Raw genomic sequence first — 21,994 nt, 5'->3', positions numbered from 1 at the left:
TTCGGTGTGCAGTCCCGCGATGTTGCCGGTTTACGGTGACTCCGCTGACCCCTACCTCGGATCGAGGACAGCGGTGATCGTGCACCCGAAAGAAAGGTCCCACCCGTGAGTCGTACCAAACCAGTGACCTGGGCCAAGGTCATGGCCGGCACCGCCGTGCTGGCGCTGTCGCTCGTCGCATGTGGCAGCGATGACAGCAGCACGCCGACGGCCGATGACACCAACTCCCCTTCGAGCGAACCCTCCGAGACCGAGTCGTCCGCGCCGGCCGAAACCTTCACCAACGACAAGTGCAAGAACGGCCAGACCAGCGCCGACACCCTGCGCGTGGGCGGCATCCTGCCGCTGACGGGCAACCTCGCGTTCCTCGGCCCGCCCGAGGTCGCAGGTGTGGGTCTTGCCGTCTCCGAGATCAACGCCGCCGGCGCGGGCATCACCGCCTGCCACGACGTGCAGGACTCCGGCGACTCCACCGACATGGCTGTCTCGACTGCTTCGGCCCAGACCCTGGTGGCGAGCAAGCCTTCCGTGGTCATCGGCGCGGCCTCGTCGTCGGTCTCGCTCAACGTCGTCGACACCTTCGCCTCCAACAACATCGTGGAGATCTCGCCGGCCAACACCGCCGTCGACCTGAGCGGCTACTCCAAGTGGTACTTCCGTACCGCTCCGCCGGACACCATCCAGGGTTCGGCGCTCGGTCAGCTGATCACCTCTGACGGCTACCAGAAGATCGCCTTCTTGGTGTTCAACGACACCTACGGCACCGGTCTGCGCGACTCCGTCGAGGAGACGGTCAAGGCTGGCGGTGGCGAGTGCGTCTACGGCTGCAAGGGCGACGGCAACGAGTTCCCGGCCGGCCAGACCACCTTCTCCACCGAGGTCGGCGCCGCGCTGGCGTCCAACCCCGACGCGATCGTGGTGCTGGCCTTCGACGAGACCAAGGCGCTCGTGCCTGAGCTCGCCGGCCAGGGCTGGGACATGTCGAAGACCTACTACTCCGACGGCAACACCGCCGACTACAGCAAGGACTTCCCGGCCGGCATGCTCGAGGGCGCCCAAGGCACCATCCCCGGTGCGGACGCCTCCGCCGAGTTCAAGGCCCGCCTGAGCGGTTGGTCGGAGTTCGCCGAGGGCAAGGCTCTCGACGACTACGCCTACGGCGCAGAGTCCTACGACGCCACCATCTTGTCCGCCCTCGCGGCGCTCAAGGGTGGCGACACCACCGCGCCGACCATCCAGAAGAACCTGGCCGCCGTGTCGGGAGCGACGGGTGGCACGGAGTGCGCGACGTTCAAGGAGTGCGCCGACCTGATCGCCGGTGGCGAGGAGGTCCGCTACGCCGGACCTTCGGGCATCGGTCCGATCGACAAGGAGAACGACCCGTCCTCCGCGTTCGTCGGCATCTACACCTTTGACGCCACCAACAAGAACGTCTTCACCACCACGGTGGAGGGTTCCAAGGAGTGACCTCAGCTTGCTGAGCTGAACCAACAGCGAAGGCCCCCGGACCGAGAGGTCCGGGGGCCTTCTGTGTTCCACGCGGTTGCGGTGGGGCAGGCGTCTCGACCGCTCCCCCCACGCCGACCGCGAGCCAGAGACGCGCCGAGGCCCGGACCTACCAGGTAGGTCCGGGCCTCTCGTCGTACGCCGGGTGTCGAGGGCTAGTCGGTGTGGACGCCGTCCTCGTGCTGGTGGTGTGGGTGCTCGTGGCCGGCGGCCTTGTCGTGCTCGTGGCCTGCCGGCTTGTCCGTGCGCGCCTCCTCGACATCCTTGGCCAAGGTACCGAGGTAGAGCTCGATGACCTTCGGGTCGTTGGCCAGCTCGCGGCCCGTGCCGGTGTAGGCGTCCCGACCCTGGTCGAGGACGTAGCCGCGGTCACAGATCTGCAGGCAGCGGCGGGCGTTCTGCTCGACCATCACCACGCACACGCCGGTCTTGTTGATGTGGCGGGTGCGGATGAACGTCTCGTCCTGGCGCACCGGCGACAGACCGGCCGACGGCTCGTCGAGCAGCAGCACCGACGGCTCCATCATCAGTGCACGTGCCATGGCCAGCGACTGACGCTCTCCACCGGAGAGCGCCCCGGCCATCTGCCGGCGACGGTCGTGGAGCACCGGGAAGAGGTCCCACATGGCGGCCAGGCGCTCGGTGAGCTTCTGGGGCCTCAGGAACAGGCCCATCCGGAGGTTCTCCTCGATCGTCAACGTGGGGAACACGTTGTTGGTCTGGGGCACGAAGCCCACTCCGGTCTCGACCAGCCGGTTGGCCTTGAGGTTGGTGATGTCCTTGCCGTGCAGCGTCACCTGGCCGGAGTGGACGCGAACCAGACCGAACATCGCCTTGAGGAGCGTGGACTTGCCTGCTCCGTTGGGGCCGATGATGCCGATCATCTCGCCGGGATAGGCGACCAGGCTGCAGCCGTTGAGGATGTTGACGCCCGGCAGATAGCCGGCGACGACGTCCTTGGCCTCGATGACCGCGTCGGTGCGCGGCGACGTGGTCGTCCCACTGGTCATGGTCTCGGTCACTTGGTCTCCTGCTCCTCGTCCCGCTGGGCCTCTTCGGCTGCGACCTCCTGCGAGATCTCCTCCATCGCCTCGTCGGAGAGGAGTGAGTCGTCACCGAGGTCGGTGTCGTGGTGGGCGCCCAGGTAGGCGTCGATGACGGCCGGGTTGGACATCACGGTGTCGGCCGGGCCTTCGGCCACCATGCGACCCTCGGCCATCACCACGACCCAGTCGGAGATGTGGCGTACGACGTGCATGTCGTGCTCGACGAACAGCACCGTCATGCCCTCGTCGCGCAGGCTCTGGATGTGCCCGAGCAGTGACTGGGTCAGGGCGGGGTTCACGCCTGCCATCGGCTCGTCGAGCATGATCATGGTCGGGTCGCTCATCAGGGCCCGGGCCATCTCGAGGAGCTTGCGCTGGCCGCCGGAGAGGCTGCCGGCGTAATCGTTGCGCTTGGCGTAGAGGCTGAAGCGGTTGAGCAGGTCATAGGCCTTGGCCTCGATCTGCTTCTCCTGCGCGCCCCAGGTGCCCTTGAACATCGCGGTGAGGAGGTTCTCACCGCGCTGCCCGCGCGCCCCCAGCATCATGTTGTCCATCACCGTCATGCGGTTGAGGGACTTGGTCAGCTGGAAGGTGCGCACCATGCCGGCCAGCGCGACCGAGGACGCCGACGTCTTGTCGAGCTTGCGCCCGTTGAACGACCAGTGCGCCCCCGACTTGGCCGAGCTCGGGCGGTCGAACCCGGTGATCAGGTTGAAGAACGTCGTCTTGCCGGCGCCGTTGGGCCCGATCAGCGCGGTGATGATGCCGCGCTGAACCTCGAGGTGGTCGACGTGCACGGCTGTCATGCCGCCGAAGTTGCGGATGATGTGGTCGACGGTGAGGATCGCATCGGGCTTGGCGGAGCCAGGCTCCGCGGACACGCCGGCCATCAGCGCACGGCGCGCCACGGGATCGGCGTACTTGGTCGGGCCGGTCGAGCCTGCGGCGACCGCGGTCTGCTCAGACATTGAAACGCAGCTCCCTCTTGTCGCCGAGGATTCCTTGTGGTCGGAAGATCACCAGCAGCATCAGCGTGACACCGACGCAGATCCACGCGAACTGTGCGGCCTGCGAGGTGTTCATGACGCTGTCGGGCACCACCGCGTTGGAGGTGCCCTGGATGAAGATGCGCAGTGCGAAGAAGAGCACCGCGCCCATCACCGGCCCGAACACGGTGGCCGCACCCCCGAGCAGCAGGGCGGTCCAGCAGAAGAACGTGAGCGACCGGCCCATCGCATCGGGCTGCATCGACGCCGGGAGGATGTAGAGCATTCCGCCCAGTGCGCCGAACAGGCCGCCGATGATCAGTGCCTGCATCTTGATGGCGAACACGTTCTTGCCCAGGCTGCGGATCGCGTCCTCGTCCTCGCGGATACCGCGGAGCAGCCGGCCCCACGGGCTGCGCACCAGCAAGAACACCAGCAGGCAGCAGACAGCCACCAGCAACCAGGCCACGAACCGCACCCACCACCCGTTGACACCGGTCAGCTGCAGCTCAGGCAGCCACCCACCGCCGTCCCAGGTGCCGTCGCCGAAGAAGGACAGGTTGGTGAACGGCTCGCGGTACTGCGAGCCCGGGATGCCTTGTGCCGCCCCCGAGAAGTCCTCGAGCCGGGCGAGCCGCCCGATGTAGCGCAGGATCTCCGCGGCCGAGATGGTGACGATGGCCAGGTAGTCACCTCTCAACTTCAGCGTCGGCACGCCGAGGATCAGCGCGAAGACGAAGGCCGCCAGCATGCCCATCAAGATGCCGACGACCATCGGCAGGCCGTGCCAGATGGAGATCGAGAACCCGTAGGCGCCCAGCATCATGAAGCCGGCCTGGCCCATGTTGAGCAGACCTGTGTAGCCGAAGTGGATGTTGAGGCCGATGATCGCGATCGCGACGGCCGCGGTCTGTGCCGAGATCGACTCGCGGAGCATGCCGCGCGCGATGTTGCCGGCGGTGCCGGGCGCGTACTTGGCAGCGAGCAGGACGACCACGAAGTAGGCGACGAAGATCGTTGCGGCGATCAGGAAGCGGCGCTCCGGCGGTGGCCCTTCGGGGTCGTTGGGGTCGTAGACACCGGCCTGGGTCTCCCCCGTCTGGGCAGCGTCGGGAGTCGGGATGGACTCGGAGAGTGTGCTCATGTCGAAACCTTTCCGTCGGCCCTCAGCCGACCCGCTCGGCGCGACCCAACAGGCCCTGTGGGCGGACCATGAGCAGCAGGATGAGGATGACGAGTGCCGAGGCGTACTTCAGGTCGCCAGGCGCGCCGAACACAGGAGCCAGCTCGACCACCAACCCGATGATCAGGGACCCGACCAGGGCCCCGAACGCCGTGCCGAGACCGCCGAGGGTGACCGCGGCGAACAGCAGCAGCAGGATCTGCAGCCCGGAGTCCCACTTCATGCCGTGCTGGATCACCAGGCTGTAGAGGATGCCGGACAGACCAGCCAGGGCCGCCGACACCGTCCACACGAGGCGGATCACCTTGTCGACGTCGATACCGGAGGCCGAGGCCAGCGCCGGGTTGTCGGACACCGCGCGCGTCGCCCGGCCGATGCGGGTGCGGAGCAGCGCGTAGCCGACGCCGGAGATGACCACGATCGAGACCAGCATCGAGGCGATGTCGAGGGCGTTGAAGATGACCGGGCCCACCGAGTGTGGTGTCGGGTCGGAGAGCACGATCTTCACGGTGTCGGCGGCGATGAAGTACTGGTACATGTACTGAAGCGCCAGCGAGAGACCGATCGTCACGATCATCATCTGGGCCAGGCCGAGACCTCTGCGTCGCAGCGGCTGCCAGATGCCGCGGTCTTGGAGGTAGCCGGTGGAGGCACAGATGAGCACGACCAGGAAGCAGCCGATCCAGACGTTGACACCCCACTTGTTCACGACCAGGAACCCGAGCATGCCGCCCATGGTCACCTGCTCGGCGTGGGCGAAGTTGGACAGGCCGGTCGTGCCGTAGATCAAGGAGAGGCCGATCGAGGCGAGGGCCAGCAGCAGACCCAGCCTCAGGCCGCTGAACATGCTTCGGATGACCCGGTCGCTGCGGCTGACGGTGTCGCTGTAGTCGCCCGTGCGGATGCCGAAGGTGACCGCCTTGCCCTGGGTCAGGTTGGTGATGTTGACCGTCACCGAGCCCTGGTTGCCCGTCACACCGACGTTCTTGGGCAGGGTCTCGGTGACCACCTCGGCGGTGTACTCGCCGAGCTCGGTGACCTTGACACTCCACTTGCCGCGGTCGTCGCTGGTCGCGGTCTCGTCGAAGCCGCCCGGTCCGGTGACGTGGACGTCGACGTCGGGAACCACACCCACCTCGGTGCGGATCGTGCCGCTGATGCAGCCTTCCTCGGCCGACCCCGCGAAGCAGGTCTCGGCTGCGCTGGCAGGTGACGCTCCGGCTGCCACGAGGGCCAGCGGCACCAGCAGCATCGCCAGCAGTACGCCGACGATGGCGGGCCGGTTGCGATGGGTGTCTGACCGTGGGAGGCGGCGTCGGGGACGCCACGGCCGTCCGAGATGGGGGACGGTACGACCAGGGCTCACGCGGGCCTCCCTCGCGACGTTCGTGGGTGCCGGGCCAGGGGGACCGGACACGTTGCGCGCAGTCTAAGGGCGTGCCGGGGCAGCGGGCACCACCTGACATCCCGCAGAACGATACGAACTGGTGTCCCCCGGTCGGGCGTACCGCCACGCGAAGCACTCCGAGACGTCGTCCGGCGGTGGCTCAGCCGTCCCCGCGCGCGATGCCGGGTCCGTGCGTGATGACGCCGTCGGCGACCTGCCGCATGGTGAAACGCAGGTCCATGGCGGTCTTCTGGATCCATCGGAACGCGTCCGGCTCGCTCAGCCCCAGGTCACGCTGCAGCACGGCCTTGGCCCGCTCGACGGCCTTGCGGGTCTCGAGGCGCTCGTTGAGGTCGGCCACCTCGGACTCCAGCGCGGCGATCTCCGCGAAGCGACTGACCGCCATCTCGATCGCGGGGGTCAGGTCGGACTGCGAGAAGGGCTTGACCAGGTAGGCCATCGCGCCCGCGTCCCGGGCTCGCTCCACCAGGTCGCGCTGGGAGAACGCGGTCAGCATCACCACCGGGGCGATCCGCTGACCGGCGATCCGCTCAGCCGCTGCGATCCCGTCGAGCACCGGCATCTTCACGTCCAGGATCACCAGGTCGGGACGCAGCAGCTCGGCGAGCTCGACCGCCTGCTGGCCGTCGCCGGCCTGCCCGACCACGTCGTAGCCCTCGTCGGCCAGCATCTCGGCGAGGTCCATCCGGATCAGCGCCTCGTCCTCGGCGATCACGACCCTGCGCGGGGACTGGCCGGGCTGCTGGCTCACCCCGTCAGGCTATCGGGGCGGCGAGGTGAGGGTGACTCAGGCCGAGACCCGTGGACGCCGCGCCCGACGACGGTCCAAGACGTCCGCGACGTACAGCTCGACCTCGATGCGCTCGACCAGAGCCCGGCTACAGGCGACCGCGGCGACGCGGGCGTTCTCCACGGCGGTGAGGTTGCTGCTGCGCCCCCACCCAGCGGCCCAGCTCCACGGTGTCCACATGCGAAAACGGTAGTAAGTTACTCAACAATTGCCAAGACCGGAGTTGGGTGCGTCCTCCGCTAACGTTGGCGCGGTTCTGCCCCGGTATCCCAACCGGTAGAGGAAGCGGTCTCAAACACCGTCCAGTGTGGGTTCGAATCCCACCCGGGGCACCATCCGAGCCTCCCGGGCACCACTGCCGTCGGGGACGTCATACGTTCTGGTCGCCATAGCAGCCACTTCGTATGACGTCCGCGCGTCAGCTGCGCTTGTACGCCGGGGCGACCTCGTTGATCGCGTCGCCCATCTGGTGGATGCGCAGGGCGTTGGTGGAGCCGGGGATGCCAGGTGGGCTGCCGGCGATGATGACCACGGTGTCGCCCTCGACGACGCGACCGGTCTGTAGGAGCTGGTCGTCGACCTGGCGCACCATCTCGTCGGTGTGCTCGACCCCGACGGTCTTGAAGGTCTCGATCCCCCACGACATCGCCAGCTGGGACCGCGTGGCGTCGAGCGGGGTGAAGGCGATCACGGGGATGGGCTGGCGCATCAGGGCCAGCCGGCGCGCGGAGTCGCCGCTATGGGTGAACGCCACGATGAACCTGGCCCCGGAGCGGGTCGCCACGTCGACGGCGGCCTTGGCGATGATGCCGCCGCGGGTCTCGGGGCTCCAGTCGACGGCGGCCATGTGGGCCAGGCCGTGGTCCTCGGTCGACTCGATGATGCGGGCCATCGTCTCGACGGCCTCGATCGGGTAGGCACCCACGCTCGTCTCGCCCGACAGCATCACCGCGTCGGCGCCGTCGAGCACCGCGTTGGCGACGTCGGAGGCCTCGGCGCGGGTGGGGGCGGGGTTCTCGATCATCGACTCGAGCATCTGGGTGGCCACGATGACCGGCTTGGCGCGCCGCCGGGCCTTGTCGATGATCAGCTTCTGGTGGACGGGGACGTCCTCGAGGGGGCACTCGACGCCCAGGTCGCCGCGGGCGACCATGATGCCGTCGAAGGACTCGACGATCCCGTCGATGGCCTCCAGCGCCTGCGGCTTCTCGATCTTGGCGATGACCGGGATCCGGCGGCCCTCCTCGTCCATCACCTTGTGCACGTCGTCGACATCGTCAGCGCTGCGCACGAAGCTCAGCGCGATGAAGTCGACGCCGATCCGTAGCGCCCAACGCAGGTCCTCGATGTCCTTCTCGGACAGCGCCGGCACGGACACCGCCACCCCTGGCAGGTTGATGCCCTTGTGGTCGCTGACCTTGCCCCCTACGACCACGGTGGTGTGCACGTCGTCGCCGTCGACGGAGTCGACGATCAACCTCACCTTGCCGTCGTCGATGAGGATCGGGTCCCCCTCGGCGACGTCGCCGGGCAGCCCCTTGTACGTCGTCCCGCACTCGGTGTCGTCACCCGGCACGTCGCGCGTGGTGATGGTCCACTGCTGGCCCTTCTTGAGCTTCACCGGCCCCTCGGCGAAGCCCTCGAGGCGGATCTTGGGGCCTTGCAGGTCCGCGAAGATGCCGACGCCGTGACCACTCTCGTCGGAGGCCTGGCGCACCATGCGGTAGTTGCGCTCGTGGTCCTCGTAGCTGCCGTGGCTCATGTTCATCCGGGCGACGTCCATGCCGGCGTCGACCAGCTCACGGATCTTCTCGAGGGTGCCGACCGCGGGGCCGAGGGTGCAGACGATCTTGGCTCTACGCACAGTCCCTCACCCTACCGAACCTTGGATCGATCCAAGTCGGTGATCTCGACGAGCCTGGCCAGGATGCGCCGCAGGTCGGCGAAGTCCGCGTCGCCGAGGTGCTCGCGCCAGGTCTCCACGACCTCGGCCAGCACGGGCGCGGCCGACTCGATCGCGGCCCTCCCCCGGTCCGCAACGGCGACCAGTCGCGCCCGGGCGTCGTCCGGATCAGGGACCCGGCGCACGTAGCCGGCCAGCTCCAGCTGGTCGACGATCGAGCCGACGGTCTGCTTGGGCACCTGGGCGGCTTCCGCAAGCTCCGAGAGTCGCGAGCCCTCGGCGTCGATGCGCTGGAAGACCCGCGCCTGGCTGATCGACATCTCGTACCCGGCTCCGCGGGCGGCGGCGAGCACGGACTCCTCGAGGTGCCGGTACGGGATGAAGAGCAGGAGGCCGAAATTCGGCTCGGGGTCGGCCACGGCGACAGTCTTGCAGACGTCCGAAATTCGGACTATCTTCCGTCCGATCTTCGTATCACCCGGAGGTGCCGTGAACGCCGTTACTCAGGTCGCCGCCCTCGTCGGAGCGCTTGCCTACCTGGGCGCCGCCCCGGTCGAGATGTTCTTCTTCGACCGCCCGTGGGCGCGCAGGTTCCTGCACGTCGAGCTGGCTCGCCCCGAGAGCCTCGATGACGTGCGGATGTGGTCGTTCTGCATCGGCGCGCGCAACGCGATCGCCGGGGCGGGCACCATCGCCGGTCTCCTGCTGTACTGGAACGGGCGGCAGACCGTGGGCGAGGCTGTGGTGCTCACCAGCTGCGTGTACCTGCTGCTCGCCAGCCTGGCGATGGGCGTCGCCGACGCACGTGGCCTGTGGCGGCCCCGAGGCGGCAGTGCGATGGGCACGGTGGCCTCCAGCGTGCCGCCGCTGGTTGCCCTGGCGGCAGCGGTCCTCTGACCTCAGACCGCCAGCGGTCGCGCCGTCGGCGGGATCGGCGCGGGCAGCGCCGTCGAGCCCGTCAGGTACGCATCCACGCCAGCAGCCGCCGCCCGTCCCTCGGCGATCGCCCACACGATCAGGGACTGACCGCGCCCACAGTCTCCGGCCACGAAGACACCGTCGACCGAGGAGGCGTACGTCGAGTCGCGGCGTACGTTGCCACGCTCGTCGAGCTCGCACCCGAGCTGCTCGACGAGGCCGGTGGTCTGCGGGCCGGTGAAGCCCATTGCCAGCAACACGAGGTCGGCCGGGATCTCGCGCTCGGTGCCCGGCACCTCGACGGGGCGGCCCCCTTCGAAGACCACGTCGACCAACCGCAGGGCCCGCACCTGGCCGTCCTCGTTGCCGAGGAACTCCTGGGTGGACACGGCGTACACCCGCTCCCCCGCCTCCTCATGAGCCGAGGAGACCCGGAAGATCATCGGGTACGTGGGCCACGGCTGGCCCGCGGGCCGCTCACCCGGGGGCTCGGGCATGATCTCCAGTTGCGTGATCGAGGCCGCGCCCTGGCGGGTGGCGGTGCCGAGGCAGTCGGCGCCGGTGTCACCGCCTCCGATGATCACCACGTGCTTGCCGGTGGCGATGATCTGGTCCTCGACGTCCGCACCGAGCGAAGCCCTGTTGGACTGCGGGAGGTACTCCATCGCCTGGTGGATGCCATCGAGCTCGCGACCGGTCGCCCCCAGGTCACGCGGCAGCGTGGCCCCGACAGCGAGCACGATCGCGTCGTAGCGGTCCTGGAGCTGCTCAGCGGTGAGGTCCTCCCCCACGTTGATCCCGGCACGAAACACCGTGCCCTCCCGGCGCATCTGGTCGAGCCGCTTGTCGAGGACGGCCTTCTCCATCTTGAACTCGGGGATGCCGTAGCGCAGGAGTCCCCCGATCTTGTCCGCGCGCTCGTAGACCGCAACGGTGTGGCCGGCCCGCGTCAGCTGCTGGGCTGCGGCGAGTCCCGCGGGTCCGGAGCCGATCACCGCCACGGTCTTGCCCGAGAGCCACTCGGGCGGCTGGGGCCGCACGTACCCGGACTCCCAGGCGCGGTCGACGATGGCGACCTCGACGTTCTTGATCGTGACGGGTCCACCGTAAGTGTCTCCAGGGATGCCGAGCACGCACGCGGTCTCGCAGGGCGCTGGGCACAGCCGCCCGGTGAACTCCGGGAAGTTGTTGGTGGCGTGCAGCCGGTCCATCGCGCCGTCCCAGTCGCCGCGCCAGACCAGGTCGTTCCACTCGGGGATGATGTTGCCGAGCGGGCAGCCCTGATGGCAGAAGGGGATGCCGCAGTCCATGCAGCGTCCGGCCTGTGTCTTGATGATCGGCAGCAGCGCACGCCCGGGACCGCCCGGGTAGACCTCGTGCCAGTCCTGCACCCGCTCCTCGACCGGACGTCGCTCGGCGACCTCGCGGCCGTGGTTCAAGAAGCCCTTGGGGTCAGCCATTGGTAGACAGAGCCTCCTCCGTGATGCGCCTGACGGCGACGTCTCGACTGCGGTCGGCAAGCCGCGAGCGCTCATCCATGCAGCACCTCCATGATGCGGGCCTCGGCCTCGTGGTCGTCGAGTCCGTCCTCGATCGCCTCGGCCTTCGCCTCCAGCACTCGCTTGTAGTCGCTCGGCATCACCTCGGTGAACCTGGCCAGCGCTGCCGGCCAGTCGGCCAGCAGCGCCTCGGCGACCGCAGAGTCCGTCTCCTCGTGGTGACGACGCACGAGGTCGTGCAACTCCTCGGCGGCCCGGCCGGAGACAGCACCCAGCTCGACGAGCTCGGGGTTGACCCGTCCGGGGTCGAGGTCCAGCACGAACGCGTAGCCACCGGACATGCCTGCCGCGAAGTTGCGGCCCGTGGGACCCAGGACGACGGCGCGACCGCCCGTCATGTACTCGCAACCGTGGTCGCCCACGCCCTCCACGACCGCGGTCACGCCCGAGTTGCGGACGCAGAACCTCTCCCCCACGCCGCCGCGGATGAAGATCTCGCCGGCCGTGGCGCCGTACGCGATCACGTTCCCCGCGATGATCTGCTCTTCGGCCTTGAACGTGGCCGCGCGGTCGGGCCGCAGGGTGATGCGACCGCCCGAGAGCCCCTTGCCGAGGTAGTCGTTGGCGTCGCCCTCGAGCCGCAGGGTGATGCCACGCGGCACGAAGGCACCGAACGACTGGCCCGCCGAGCCGGTCATCGTGAGGTCGATGGTGTCGTCGGGCAGGCCCGCGCCGGAGTAGCGCTTGGTCACCTCGTGGCCGAGCATGGTGCCGACCGTGCGGTTGACGTTGCGCACCGCCAGCCTGGCCCGGACGGGCTCGCCGCGTTGCAGTGCGTCGTCGGCGAGCGCGATCAGCTCGTTGTCGAGAGCCTTCTCGAGGCCGTGGTCCTGCGGCTTGGTGCACCGCGGGGACTGGTCGGGGAAGACCTCTTCGTACGCCGGGCGGTGCAGGATCGCGGTCAGGTCCAGGCCCGCGGCCTTCCAGTGGTCGACCGCCTCGGCGACGTCGAGCGCGTCGACCCGACCGATCGCCTCCTCCAGCGTCCTGAAGCCCAGCTGGGCGAGCAGCTCGCGGACCTCCTGGGCGATGTAGTGGAAGAACGTCACCACGAACTCCGGCTTGCCGCTGAAGCGCTCGCGGAGCACGGGGTTCTGCGTGGCCACGCCGACCGGACAGGTGTCGAGGTGGCACACGCGCATCATGATGCAACCGCTCACCACCAGCGGGGCGGTCGCGAAGCCGAACTCCTCGGCCCCCAGCAGCGCCGCGATCACCACGTCGCGGCCGGTCTTGAGCTGGCCGTCGGTCTGCACGACGATGCGGTCGCGCAGGCCGTTGAGGAGCAGCGTCTGCTGGGTCTCGGCGAGTCCGAGCTCCCAGGGGCCACCCGCGTGCTTGAGCGAGGTCAGCGGCGAGGCTCCGGTGCCGCCGTCGTGACCAGAGATCAGCACCACGTCGGCATGGGCCTTCGAGACGCCTGCCGCGACGGTGCCGACCCCGACCTCGGCGACCAGCTTCACGTGCACACGCGCGGCCGGGTTGGCGTTCTTGAGGTCGTGGATGAGCTGCTTGAGGTCCTCGATCGAGTAGATGTCGTGGTGCGGCGGTGGGCTGATGAGCCCGACGCCGGGGGTCGAGTACCGAGTGCGGGCCACCCACGGGTAGACCTTGTGACCGGGCAGCTGGCCGCCCTCGCCGGGCTTGGCGCCCTGGGCCATCTTGATCTGGAGGTCGTCGGCGTTGGTGAGGTACTCGGAGGTGACCCCGAACCGGCCTGAGGCGACCTGCTTGATCGAGCTGCGGCGAGCCGGGTCGTGCAGACGGTCGGCGTCCTCGCCGCCCTCGCCCGTGTTGGACTTGGCGCCGATGGAGTTCATCGCGATCGCCAGCGTCTCGTGGGCCTCCTGGCTGATCGAGCCGTAGGACATCGCCCCGGTCGAGAAGCGCTTCACGATCGACTCGACGGGCTCCACTTCGTCGATGTCGATCGGCTGCCTCTCCCGGAACCGGAACAGCCCGCGCAGCGTCATCAGACGCTCCGACTGCTCGTCGACGCGGGAGGTGTACTGCTTGAAGATGTCGTAGCGCCCGGTCCGCGTGGCGTGCTGCAGACGGAAGACCGTCTCGGGGTCGAACAGGTGCGGCTCGCCCTCGCGGCGCCATTGGTACTCGCCGCCGATCTCGAGCTCGCGGTGACCTGACGCGTGCGCAGCGGTGATGCCACCACGCGGATAGGCCACCGCGTGGCGCAGCGCGACCTCCTGGGCGATCACGTCGAGCCCGATGCCACCCAGCTTGGAGGTGGTGCCGGTGAAGTAGCGGGCCACCACTTCCTGCGAAAGCCCGACCGCCTCGAAGATCTGGGCACCCGTGTAGGACGCGACCGTCGAGACGCCCATCTTGGACATCACCTTCAACACGCCCTTGCCGAGCGCCTTGATCAGGTGCTTGACGGCGACCTCGGGCTCGACCTTGACGTAGAAGCCGTCGCGGGCCAGGTCCTCGACCGACTCCATGGCGAGGTACGGGTTGACTGCGGCGGCGCCGTAGCCGATGAGCAGCGCGACGTGGTGTACCTCGCGCACGTCACCGGCCTCGACGAGCAGTCCGACCTGGGTGCGGGACTTCTCGCGCACCAGGTGGTGGTGGACGGCACCGGTGAGCAGCAGCGACGGGATCGGCGCCAGCTCAGCGGTGGAGTGCCGGTCGGAGAGCACGATGATCCGGGCGCCGGCAGCGATGGCCGCCGAGATCTCGGCGCAGATCTCCTCGAGCCGCTGGGCCATCGCGGCGCCACCGCCCTCGACGGGGTAGAGCCCGCGCGAGACGTGGGTGGCGAAGCCGGGCATGTCGCCGTCGCGGTTGATGTGACGGATCTTGGCCAGGTCGTCGTTGGAGAACACCGGGAAGGGCAGCACCACCTGGCGGCACGACGCAGGTGTCGGGTCGAGCAGGTTGGCCTCCGGACCGATGCTGCCCGAGAGCGAGGTGACCAGCTCTTCGCGGATCGCGTCGAGGGGCGGGTTGGTGACCTGCGCGAACAGCTGGCTGAAGTAGTCGAACAGCAGCCGCGGCTTGGCGCTCAGGGCCGCGATGGGCGAGTCCGTGCCCATCGAGCCCAGCGCCTCGGCACCGGTGTTGGCCATCGGAGTCAGGAGGATGCGCAGCTCCTCCTCGGTGTACCCGAAGATCTGCTGGCGGCGGGTGACCGATGCGTGGGTGTGCACGATGTGCTCGCGCTCGGGCACGTCGGCCAGGTTGATCAAGCCGGCGTGCAGCCACTCGTCGTAGGGGTGCTCGGCCGCCAGTTCGGCCTTGATCTCCTCGTCCTCGATGATCCGGTGCTCGTCGGTGTCGACCAGGAACATCCGGCCCGGTTGGAGACGGCCCTTGCGCACGATCGTGGCCGGGTCCAGGTCGAGCACGCCGACCTCGGAGGCCAGCACGACCAGGCCGTCGTCGGTGACCCAGTAGCGCGACGGACGCAGACCGTTGCGGTCGAGGACGGCACCGATCTGGGTGCCATCGCTGAAGACCACGCAAGCCGGGCCGTCCCACGGCTCCATCAGCGTCGAGTGGAACCGGTAGAAGGCGCGGCGCTTGGCGTCCATCTCGGCGTGGTTCTCCCACGCCTCCGGGATCATCATGAGCACCGCGTGGGGCAACGACCGGCCGCCGATGTGCAACAGCTCGAGAACCTCGTCGAACGATGCGGAGTCGGACGCCCCCGGAGTACAGATCGGGTAGAGCCGCTCGAGGTCGCCGGGGATGAGGTCGGAGGACAGCAGGGCCTCGCGGGCTCGCATCCAGTTGCGGTTGCCCATCACGGTGTTGATCTCGCCGTTGTGGGCGATGAACCGGAACGGGTGGGCCAGTGGCCAGCTCGGGAAGGTGTTGGTCGAGAAGCGCGAGTGCACCACGACCAGGGCGGAGGCCAGCCGCTCGTCGGTCAGGTCGGGGAAGAACTGGTCGAGCTGGTCGGTGGTCAGCATCCCCTTGTAGACCAGGGTCCGCGCGGACAGCGACGGGAAGTAGACATCGGCTTCCTTCTCCGCGCGCTTGCGCAGGCAGAACGCCTGCCGTTCCAGCGCCATGCCGGAGATGCGCGCGCCGGCGCCCGCCACGAACACCTGCACGAACGTCGGCATCGCGCTGCGCGCCGTCGACCCCAGCACGTCCGTCTGCACAGGGACCTCGCGCCAGCCGAGGACTGCCAGGCCCTCCTCGGCCGCGATCTCCTCGAGCCGGTGCTGGGACTTGGAGATGTCGTCGGCGTCACCGGTGAAGAAGCCGGTGCCGACGGCGTAGGAGTGCTGGGCCGGCAGGTCGAAGTCGACCACAGCACGCAAGAAGGCGTCGGGGACCTGGAACAGCATGCCCGCACCGTCGCCGGAGTTGGCCTCGGCGCCAGCGGCGCCGCGGTGGTCGAGGTTGCGAAGCGCCGTGAGGCCCTGGTCAACGATGGCGCGGCTGGGCACGCCGGTCAGGGTCGCCACGAACGCGACGCCGCAGGCGTCGTGCTCGAACCTCGGGTCGTAGAGGCCCTGGGCTGGCCACGACATGTTCTGGGTCGCGGGGATGCGCATGGCGGGAAGCTCCCGTCGTCGTCGCTGGTCACGGGGGGCACGTGAGTGTGACGGGGACGACGTTGGCCCCGAGGGAGCTCCAACCTAGCAACTCATCTCAGGTCGTGGATTCCACGCGCCCACGTGGCGGACAGCCCGAACGTGCTTGCCGCTGTCGGTCAACCGGCGTCACGCTGGGACGTCTGATCCGACGTGGAAGCACTGGGCCACCAGCTCGAGGTGGGCATCGTGGACGAACCTGAGCGTCTCGGGCCGACCTACGCGTTGTCGGACCTGTTCGTGGCCCACCACCGTCGACTGGTGGGACTGGCCAGCCTGCTCGTCGACGACCGCGAGACGGCTGAGGACGTCGTGCAGGAGGCCTTCGTCGGCCTCCACCGCAAGTGGCGGCTGCTGCGCGATCCTGGCGCGGCGGTCGCCTACCTCAACCGCACCGTGGTCAACGCCGGACGTGACCGCCTCCGTCACAAGCGCCGGGGCGTGACCAACCTCCCCCGGATGGTGCCGGTGCCCGAAGCGCGGTCCTCGGCCGAGCAGGACGCCGTGCGGCATGACGAGGCCGACCGTCTCTGGCGGGCGATCAAGGCGCTGCCCACCCGGCAGCGACAGGTGCTGGTCCTGCGCTACTACCTCCAGCAGAGCGAGGCCGAGATCGCCGACACCCTGGAGGTCTCGCGCGGCTCGGTGAAGGTGCACGCGAGCCGCGGGCTGGCCGCTCTCGCCAGGAGTCTGGAGGAGACGCCGTGAACACCGGAGAACTGGAACGCCGGCTCGGCGATGTTCTGCGACAGCGTGCGGAGGACGCGATGAACAGCACCGACACCCAGACGCGGCTCGAGACCCTTGAGCGTGACCTGCCACGCAACAGGCCCCGCGTCACGATCGGCCGGGTCGTTGCAGCGGTGGCCGTGGCAGCGACTGTCGCCGCACTCGTCCTGGTCAACGCCAGGGGGGACGACCGGACGGACACTCCTGCAGCCTCCGTGGACACCCAGGCGGCCATCGAGGTGGCATCGGAGTTCGTGGCTGCCGTCGCTGCCTACGATGCGGGCCGCGCAGCGTCGTACCTCGCGTTCGGGGCCGAGATCCGGCTCCGGACCGCCACCGAGGGGGCCGACTCGATGGCCGCCCAGCTGCGTTGGAACCGCGCGGTCGGTTGGCTCCTCCTCCCGGAGCGTTGTGAGCACGCGACGGTCTCAGCCCCCGCCCCGGCCGTGACCGTCGCCTGCACGTATGCCGTCCACGGGCTCGGGTCGCAACGACTGGGCAGGGGGCCGTTCAGGGGCAATGTCCTCCAGCTGACCGTCGTGGACGGCAAGATCGTGAGCGGGGTGGAGCACGCGGTCCCCGGGTTCGAGGCCACCATGTGGGAGCCGTTCACCGCGTGGTTGCTGACCAAGCATGCGGACCAAGCGGCCTTCATGTACACCGACTGGCCGGGCGCCACGCGGCCCGCGTTGACCCGACGCTCCGCAAGGCTGTGGGAGCAGAACGTCGACGCCTACGTCGCGGCGGTCAGGCGCGGGGACGCCTCCTAGCAGGCCACGCGCCTCCGATCCGTCAGCGATCAGCTCGCTGCGACCACCCGTCAGACCGCCGACGAATCGGAGGTCTCGCCGGCGTCGTCAGCGAGCGGGGGCTTGTGGTATACCGACTCCTCGCGGCCGAGCCCCTTGCGCCCGGCCCAGAAGAAGTACGCCGAGGCCAGCGCGAACAGCACGATCGAGGTCCACACGTTCAGGCGCAGGCCCAGCACGTCGTTCAGTTGCACGTTGTCGATGCGCAAGGTCTCGATCCAGCCGCGGCCGAGCGTGTAGGCCATCACGTAGAGCGCCAGCACCCGGCCGTGTCCGAGGCGGAGGCGGCGGTCGATCCAGATCACCACGAAGAAGGCCAGCACGCACCAGAGGAACTCGTAGAGGAACGTGGGATGGAACGTCGCGTAGTCCTCATAGCCGTCGGGCCGGTACTGAGGGTCGATCTTCAGTGCCCACGGCAGGTCGGTCGGCTTGCCGAACAGCTCCTGGTTGAACCAGTTGCCCCAGCGGCCCAGAGCGTGGGCGATCAGCACGCCGGGCGCACACGCGTCGAGCATCGGCAACAGCTTGATGCCGCGCAGCCGCGAGCCGATGATCATGCCCACCGCGCCCAGGGCGATGGCACCCCAGATGCCGAGGCCGCCACGCCAGATGTACAACGCCTCGATCGGGTGTCCGTTGGCGCCGAAGTACAGGTGGTTGTCGGTGATCACGTGATAGATCCGCCCGCCGACCACGCCGAACGGCACCGCCCAGACCGCCACGTCGGACACCTCACCGGACTTGCCGCCACGGGCGACCCAGCGCCGCTCACCGATCCAGATCGCGGCGATGATCCCGGCGATGATGCAGAGCGCGTAGCCGCGTATCGGGAGGGGTCCCAGGTGCCAGACCCCCTGTGAGGGGCTGGGGATGAACTGGACGAGCAGATCCGGTGTCACGGGCACGAGCATCTCCCAGGCGGTCAAGTCAGTGGTCCAGCAGGTGGTGCACATCGGAGGCGAACTGGGTCGCGCTGGTGCCCTGCGTCCACACGATCGAGACCTTGTCGTCGCTGTCGATGCCGAGGACTGCGGTGCCGTGCGCGACGTCGTAGCCGCCGCTCGGCAGCCTCTCACCCTGCTCGATGGCGACGGCGAGGGGCTTCCCGACGTCGATGATCGTCGGCAGCGGACCGGTGAGCCCGATGAACGTGGGGTCGAAGCGGTCGAGGTAGTCGCGCAGCGCCTTCGCGTCGTCGCGCGCGGGGTCGGTGGTCACGAACACGACGTCGACCTGCTTGCGGTCGGCGTCGTCGAGCCGTGTCATCGCCGAGGCCAGCGTGGACATCACCACCTGGCAGATGTCGGGGCAGTGGGTGTAGCCGAAGAAGACCAGCGTCAGCCGCTTGTCGGTGTTGTCGGCCAGTGAGTACGACGACCCGCCGGTGTCGGTCAGCGACACCGATGGCACGACGTAGGGCTCGGTGAGGACCGCGCCCGTGATGGCGTCATCACCTCCGCCGCACGCCGTGAGCAGCACCGCGGTAGTCGCCAGGATCGCCGCCAGCGGCCTACGCACGCCTGACGCCGTCGGCCAGGTCGGCGGTCAGCGCGGCGAGCGCACGCAGCCCGGCGACGCGGTCGTCGGCATGGTCGAGGAGGGCGCGGACGAACGCGCTGCCGACGATGACGCCGTCGGCATAGGACGCGACCTCGGCAGCCTGGCCGCCGTTGCTGACCCCGAGGCCCACTGCGACCGGCAGGTCGGTGACCGCCTTGGTGCGCTTGACCAGAGGCCCCGCGAGCTCGCTCGTGGTGGCTCGTGCACCGGTCACCCCCATCACCGCCGTCGCATAGACGAATCCGCGGCAGGCCTGCGTCGTCATCGCGATGCGCGCATCCGTCGACGACGGCGCGACGAGGAAGACCTTGTCGAGATCGTGGGCGTCGGCAGCGACGGGCCACTCGGTGCGGCTGTCGGGCGTGATGTCGGGCGTGATCAGCCCCGCTCCCCCGGCGGCATCGAGGTCGGCGGCGAACCGGGCGACGCCGTATCGCTCGATAGGGTTCCAGTAGGTCATCACGACAGTGGGCGTGCCGGTCGCTGCCACCGCCTCGACCGTGCGGAGCACGTCACTGACGCGAACGCCACGGTCGAGCGCCTGCTGGGCCGCCGCCTGGATGGTCGGTCCGTCCATCACCGGGTCGCTGTAGGGCAAGCCCACCTCGATCACGTCGCAGCCCGCGTCGACCAGGACCTTGATCGCCTCGATGCCGCCCTCGACGTCGGGGAAGCCTGCAGGCAGGTAGCCCACCAGGGCCGCCCGCTGCTCGTCTGCCGCCCGGGCGAAGGCCGCAGCCGTGCGCGCGCCTGGTCCGCTCACCGGCCCAACCCGAACCAGTCGATCGCAGTCTCCATGTCCTTGTCGCCGCGGCCCGAGAGGTTGACCAGGACGAGTCCGCCAGGGCCCAGGTCGCGGGCGACGTCGAAGGCTCCGGCCAGCGCGTGCGCCGACTCGATCGCGCAGATGATGCCCTCGGTGCGGGCCAGCAGGGCCAGCGCGTCCATGGCCTGGCGGTCGGTGACCGGGAGGTACTCGCCGCGGCCGGACTTGGCCAGGTGGGCGTGCTGGGGTCCCACGCCCGGGTAGTCGAGGCCGGCGGAGATCGAGTGGGACTCGATGGTCTGCCCGTCGTCGTCTTGGAGGATGAACGTGCGGGCGCCGTGGAGCACCCCGCTGTCGCCGCCCGCGATCGTCGCCGCGTGGCGCCCGGTCTCGACGCCGTCACCGCCCGCCTCGAAGCCCAGGATCCGCACGTCGAGGTCGTCGAGGAACGCGGTGAACATGCCGATCGCGTTGGAGCCGCCACCCACACAGGCCGCCACAACGTCCGGGAGGCGACCGGTCAGCTCGAGTACCTGGGCCCGCGCCTCGTCACCGATGCCACGGGTGAAGTCGCGGACCATGCTCGGGAAGGGGTGCGGCCCGGCCGCCGTACCGAACAGGTACGCCGTGTAGTCCACGCTCGCGACCCAGTCGCGCAGTGCCTCGTTGATGGCGTCCTTGAGCGTGGCGCTTCCGGAGTCGACCGGGACGACCTTGGCGCCAAGCAGCTCCATGCGGGCCACGTTGAGGGCCTGGCGCTTGGTGTCGACCGAGCCCATGTAGACGGTGCACTCCAGGCCGAAGTACGCCGCGGCGGTCGCGCTGGCCACGCCGTGCTGGCCGGCGCCGGTCTCGGCGATCACCCGCGTCTTGCCCATCCGGCGGGTCAGCAGAGCCTGCCCCAAGACGTTGCGGATCTTGTGGGCGCCGGTGTGGTTGAGGTCCTCGCGCTTGAGCAGGATCCGGGCGCCGCCGAGGTGCTCGGACAGGCGGACGGCGTCGTAGAGGAGTGAGGGCACCCCGGCGTACTCGCGCAGGATCGTGTCGAACTCGGCCCGGAACGCCTGGTCGGCCATCGCGCCCTGCCACGCGACGGTGAGCTCGTCGAGCGCGGCCACCAGGGCCTCGGGCATGAAACGGCCGCCGAACTCGCCGAACCAGCCCTGCTCGTCGGCGTTCCACACGCTGGCTGGTCCGCTCATGAGGTGACAGCCCGCATCGCGCGAACGCCGCCGGCCGGGTCGCCGTCCTTGACGAGGGCCTCTCCCACCAGCACGACACTCGCACCCTCGGCGGCGTAGCGAGCCACGTCGGCAGGTCCGGTGATGCCTGACTCGGCGACCAGCACGCGGTCCTCGGGGACCAGCGGAGCCAGCTTGCCGAACACCTCCGGGTCGACCTCGAGGGTCTTGAGGTTGCGCGCGTTGACGCCGATCAGCTCGGCACCCAGGGCCACCGCCCGCTCGGTCTCGGCCTCGTCGTGCACCTCGACCAGCACCGTGAGCCCGAGCTCGCGGGCCCGGTCGTGGAACCGTCGAAGCTCGTCGTCGCCGAGTGCGGCGACGATCAGCAGCGCCAGGTCGGCACCCGCGACGCGGCCCTCCAGCAGCTGGTAGTCGTCGACGATGAAGTCCTTGCGGAGCACCGGTGTCTCGACCGCCGCGCGCACCGCGCGCAGGTCGTCGAGGCTGCCACCGAAGCGACGCTCCTCGGTGAGCACGCTGATGGCGTGCGCTCCCCCCTGGGCGTAGGCCAGGGCCAGCGACGCCGGGTCGGGGATGTCGGCGAGGTCGCCCTTGCTCGGGCTGCGCCGCTTGACCTCGGCGATCACGCTGATCCCGGCCGAGCGGAACGCCGGCATGGGGTCGCGGGCGGGAGGTACGTCGGCCAGCGCGGCCAGCAGGTCGGCCTCGGGCGTGGCGGCGCGACGACGCGCCAGGTCCTCGCGGACACCGACGATGATTCCCTCGAGAACCGACATGCGGGCAAGCCTCTCACTCCCGACCAACGCGGCTGCCGGGACTCGTCTCGGAATATGGCCGAGGGCCCTAGTCGTTCATGCCCATCTTCGCCATCACGGCGAAGACGACGAGCGAGGCGACGCCCAGTGCGCATCCCACCCAGAACATCGCCATGCTCACCGGGTCCAGCATCAAGGCGATGCCACCGACGAGGAAACCGAGCATCGCGACCGTGACGGCGGTCCAGGCGGCGGGTGTGTTGCCGTGGTGGGCCATGGCTGCGGGCTCCTTCTGGCGGG

At 69.2% G+C, this 21,994-nt stretch carries 20 protein-coding genes and 1 tRNA gene; 5 read left to right on the top strand and 16 right to left on the bottom strand.

Translation table 11 applies throughout. The features are described 5' to 3' along the window. Window positions 1–105: 105 nt before the first annotated feature. Window positions 106–1,467: an ABC transporter substrate-binding protein gene (locus tag ISU10_RS06340; RefSeq protein WP_370864847.1), complete on the top strand. Its 1,362-nt coding sequence runs from the start codon at window positions 106–108 to the stop codon at window positions 1,465–1,467. 194 nt (window positions 1,468–1,661) lie between these two features. Here ISU10_RS06340 and ISU10_RS06335 read toward each other — a convergent pair whose 3' ends face one another. The 6 genes from ISU10_RS06335 to ISU10_RS06310 form a co-directional block, all read right to left on the bottom strand. After that, window positions 1,662–2,528: an ABC transporter ATP-binding protein gene (locus tag ISU10_RS06335; protein ID WP_370864846.1), complete on the bottom strand. Its 867-nt coding sequence runs from the start codon at window positions 2,526–2,528 to the stop codon at window positions 1,662–1,664. Then, complete coding sequence (locus ISU10_RS06330) at window positions 2,525–3,520, bottom strand: ABC transporter ATP-binding protein (protein ID WP_194695525.1); 996 nt, start codon at window positions 3,518–3,520, stop codon at window positions 2,525–2,527. The genes ISU10_RS06335 and ISU10_RS06330 overlap by 4 nt, the downstream gene beginning before the upstream one ends. Next, on the bottom strand, window positions 3,513–4,682 hold the full coding sequence (locus ISU10_RS06325; protein ID WP_228499773.1) for a branched-chain amino acid ABC transporter permease: 1,170 nt from the start codon (window positions 4,680–4,682) through the stop codon (window positions 3,513–3,515). The genes ISU10_RS06330 and ISU10_RS06325 overlap by 8 nt, the downstream gene beginning before the upstream one ends. Before the next feature lie 22 nt (window positions 4,683–4,704). After that, window positions 4,705–6,087, bottom strand: coding sequence for a branched-chain amino acid ABC transporter permease (locus ISU10_RS24055; protein ID WP_194695524.1), 1,383 nt, complete (start codon window positions 6,085–6,087; stop codon window positions 4,705–4,707). Window positions 6,088–6,268: 181 nt separating this feature from the next. Beyond that, the gene (locus tag ISU10_RS06315) at window positions 6,269–6,880 is read right to left on the bottom strand and encodes an ANTAR domain-containing response regulator (protein WP_194695523.1); all 612 of its coding nucleotides are present in this window, start codon (window positions 6,878–6,880) and stop codon (window positions 6,269–6,271) included. Between the two features lie 36 nt (window positions 6,881–6,916). After that, complete coding sequence (locus ISU10_RS06310; RefSeq protein WP_194695522.1) at window positions 6,917–7,099, bottom strand: hypothetical protein; 183 nt, start codon at window positions 7,097–7,099, stop codon at window positions 6,917–6,919. A 78-nt stretch (window positions 7,100–7,177) separates the two neighbouring features. Here ISU10_RS06310 and ISU10_RS06305 point away from each other — a divergent pair. Next, window positions 7,178–7,254: transfer RNA gene (locus ISU10_RS06305), tRNA-Leu, on the top strand. 83 nt (window positions 7,255–7,337) lie between these two features. Here ISU10_RS06305 and pyk read toward each other — a convergent pair. Continuing rightward, the gene (gene pyk, locus ISU10_RS06300; RefSeq protein ID WP_194695521.1) at window positions 7,338–8,783 is read right to left on the bottom strand and encodes a pyruvate kinase; all 1,446 of its coding nucleotides are present in this window, start codon (window positions 8,781–8,783) and stop codon (window positions 7,338–7,340) included. Between the two features lie 11 nt (window positions 8,784–8,794). Then, window positions 8,795–9,241: a MarR family winged helix-turn-helix transcriptional regulator gene (locus tag ISU10_RS06295; protein WP_370864843.1), complete on the bottom strand. Its 447-nt coding sequence runs from the start codon at window positions 9,239–9,241 to the stop codon at window positions 8,795–8,797. A gap of 70 nt (window positions 9,242–9,311) precedes the next feature. Here ISU10_RS06295 and ISU10_RS06290 point away from each other — a divergent pair, with 70 nt between their 5' ends. Beyond that, window positions 9,312–9,719, top strand: a complete 408-nt coding sequence (locus tag ISU10_RS06290; protein WP_194695520.1) for a DUF1304 family protein — start codon at window positions 9,312–9,314, stop codon at window positions 9,717–9,719. 2 nt (window positions 9,720–9,721) lie between these two features. Here the strand turns inward: ISU10_RS06290 and ISU10_RS06285 are convergent, their stop codons facing one another. Continuing rightward, window positions 9,722–11,200, bottom strand: coding sequence for a glutamate synthase subunit beta (locus ISU10_RS06285; protein ID WP_194695519.1), 1,479 nt, complete (start codon window positions 11,198–11,200; stop codon window positions 9,722–9,724). A gap of 71 nt (window positions 11,201–11,271) precedes the next feature. Beyond that, window positions 11,272–15,828, bottom strand: a complete 4,557-nt coding sequence (gene gltB, locus ISU10_RS06280) for a glutamate synthase large subunit (RefSeq protein WP_194695518.1) — start codon at window positions 15,826–15,828, stop codon at window positions 11,272–11,274. 228 nt (window positions 15,829–16,056) lie between these two features. On the opposite strand from gltB, the gene ISU10_RS06275 reads away from it, so the two are divergent. Both ISU10_RS06275 and ISU10_RS06270 read left to right on the top strand, forming a co-directional pair. Next, a complete protein-coding gene (locus ISU10_RS06275) occupies window positions 16,057–16,575 on the top strand; it encodes an RNA polymerase sigma factor (RefSeq protein WP_370864840.1) in 519 nt (172 codons plus the stop codon). Next, a complete protein-coding gene (locus tag ISU10_RS06270; RefSeq protein ID WP_194695517.1) occupies window positions 16,572–17,366 on the top strand; it encodes a hypothetical protein in 795 nt (264 codons plus the stop codon). The genes ISU10_RS06275 and ISU10_RS06270 overlap by 4 nt, the downstream gene beginning before the upstream one ends. Before the next feature lie 50 nt (window positions 17,367–17,416). Here the strand turns inward: ISU10_RS06270 and lgt are convergent, their stop codons facing one another. From lgt to ISU10_RS06240, 6 genes are all read right to left on the bottom strand, one after another. Then, complete coding sequence (gene lgt / locus ISU10_RS06265; RefSeq protein WP_194695579.1) at window positions 17,417–18,319, bottom strand: prolipoprotein diacylglyceryl transferase; 903 nt, start codon at window positions 18,317–18,319, stop codon at window positions 17,417–17,419. A gap of 16 nt (window positions 18,320–18,335) precedes the next feature. Continuing rightward, complete coding sequence (locus ISU10_RS06260; protein WP_194695516.1) at window positions 18,336–18,926, bottom strand: SCO family protein; 591 nt, start codon at window positions 18,924–18,926, stop codon at window positions 18,336–18,338. Then, on the bottom strand, window positions 18,919–19,731 hold the full coding sequence (gene trpA / locus ISU10_RS06255; RefSeq protein ID WP_194695515.1) for a tryptophan synthase subunit alpha: 813 nt from the start codon (window positions 19,729–19,731) through the stop codon (window positions 18,919–18,921). The genes ISU10_RS06260 and trpA overlap by 8 nt, the downstream gene beginning before the upstream one ends. Further along, the gene (gene trpB / locus ISU10_RS06250) at window positions 19,728–20,936 is read right to left on the bottom strand and encodes a tryptophan synthase subunit beta (RefSeq protein WP_194695514.1); all 1,209 of its coding nucleotides are present in this window, start codon (window positions 20,934–20,936) and stop codon (window positions 19,728–19,730) included. The genes trpA and trpB overlap by 4 nt, the downstream gene beginning before the upstream one ends. Beyond that, window positions 20,933–21,715 carry an indole-3-glycerol phosphate synthase TrpC gene (trpC, locus tag ISU10_RS06245; RefSeq protein WP_194695513.1) on the bottom strand — a complete coding sequence of 261 codons (783 nt, stop codon included), beginning with the start codon at window positions 21,713–21,715 and terminating at the stop codon, window positions 20,933–20,935. The genes trpB and trpC overlap by 4 nt, the downstream gene beginning before the upstream one ends. A gap of 67 nt (window positions 21,716–21,782) precedes the next feature. Further along, window positions 21,783–21,971: an HGxxPAAW family protein gene (locus tag ISU10_RS06240; RefSeq protein ID WP_194695512.1), complete on the bottom strand. Its 189-nt coding sequence runs from the start codon at window positions 21,969–21,971 to the stop codon at window positions 21,783–21,785. Window positions 21,972–21,994: the final 23 nt, after the last annotated feature.

Source organism: Nocardioides agariphilus, from assembly GCF_015352445.1.
GTDB classification, from domain to species: domain Bacteria; phylum Actinomycetota; class Actinomycetes; order Propionibacteriales; family Nocardioidaceae; genus Nocardioides; species Nocardioides agariphilus.
Note: the sequence above shows the minus strand (reverse complement) of the source record. Positions and strands in the feature narration are given on the sequence as shown.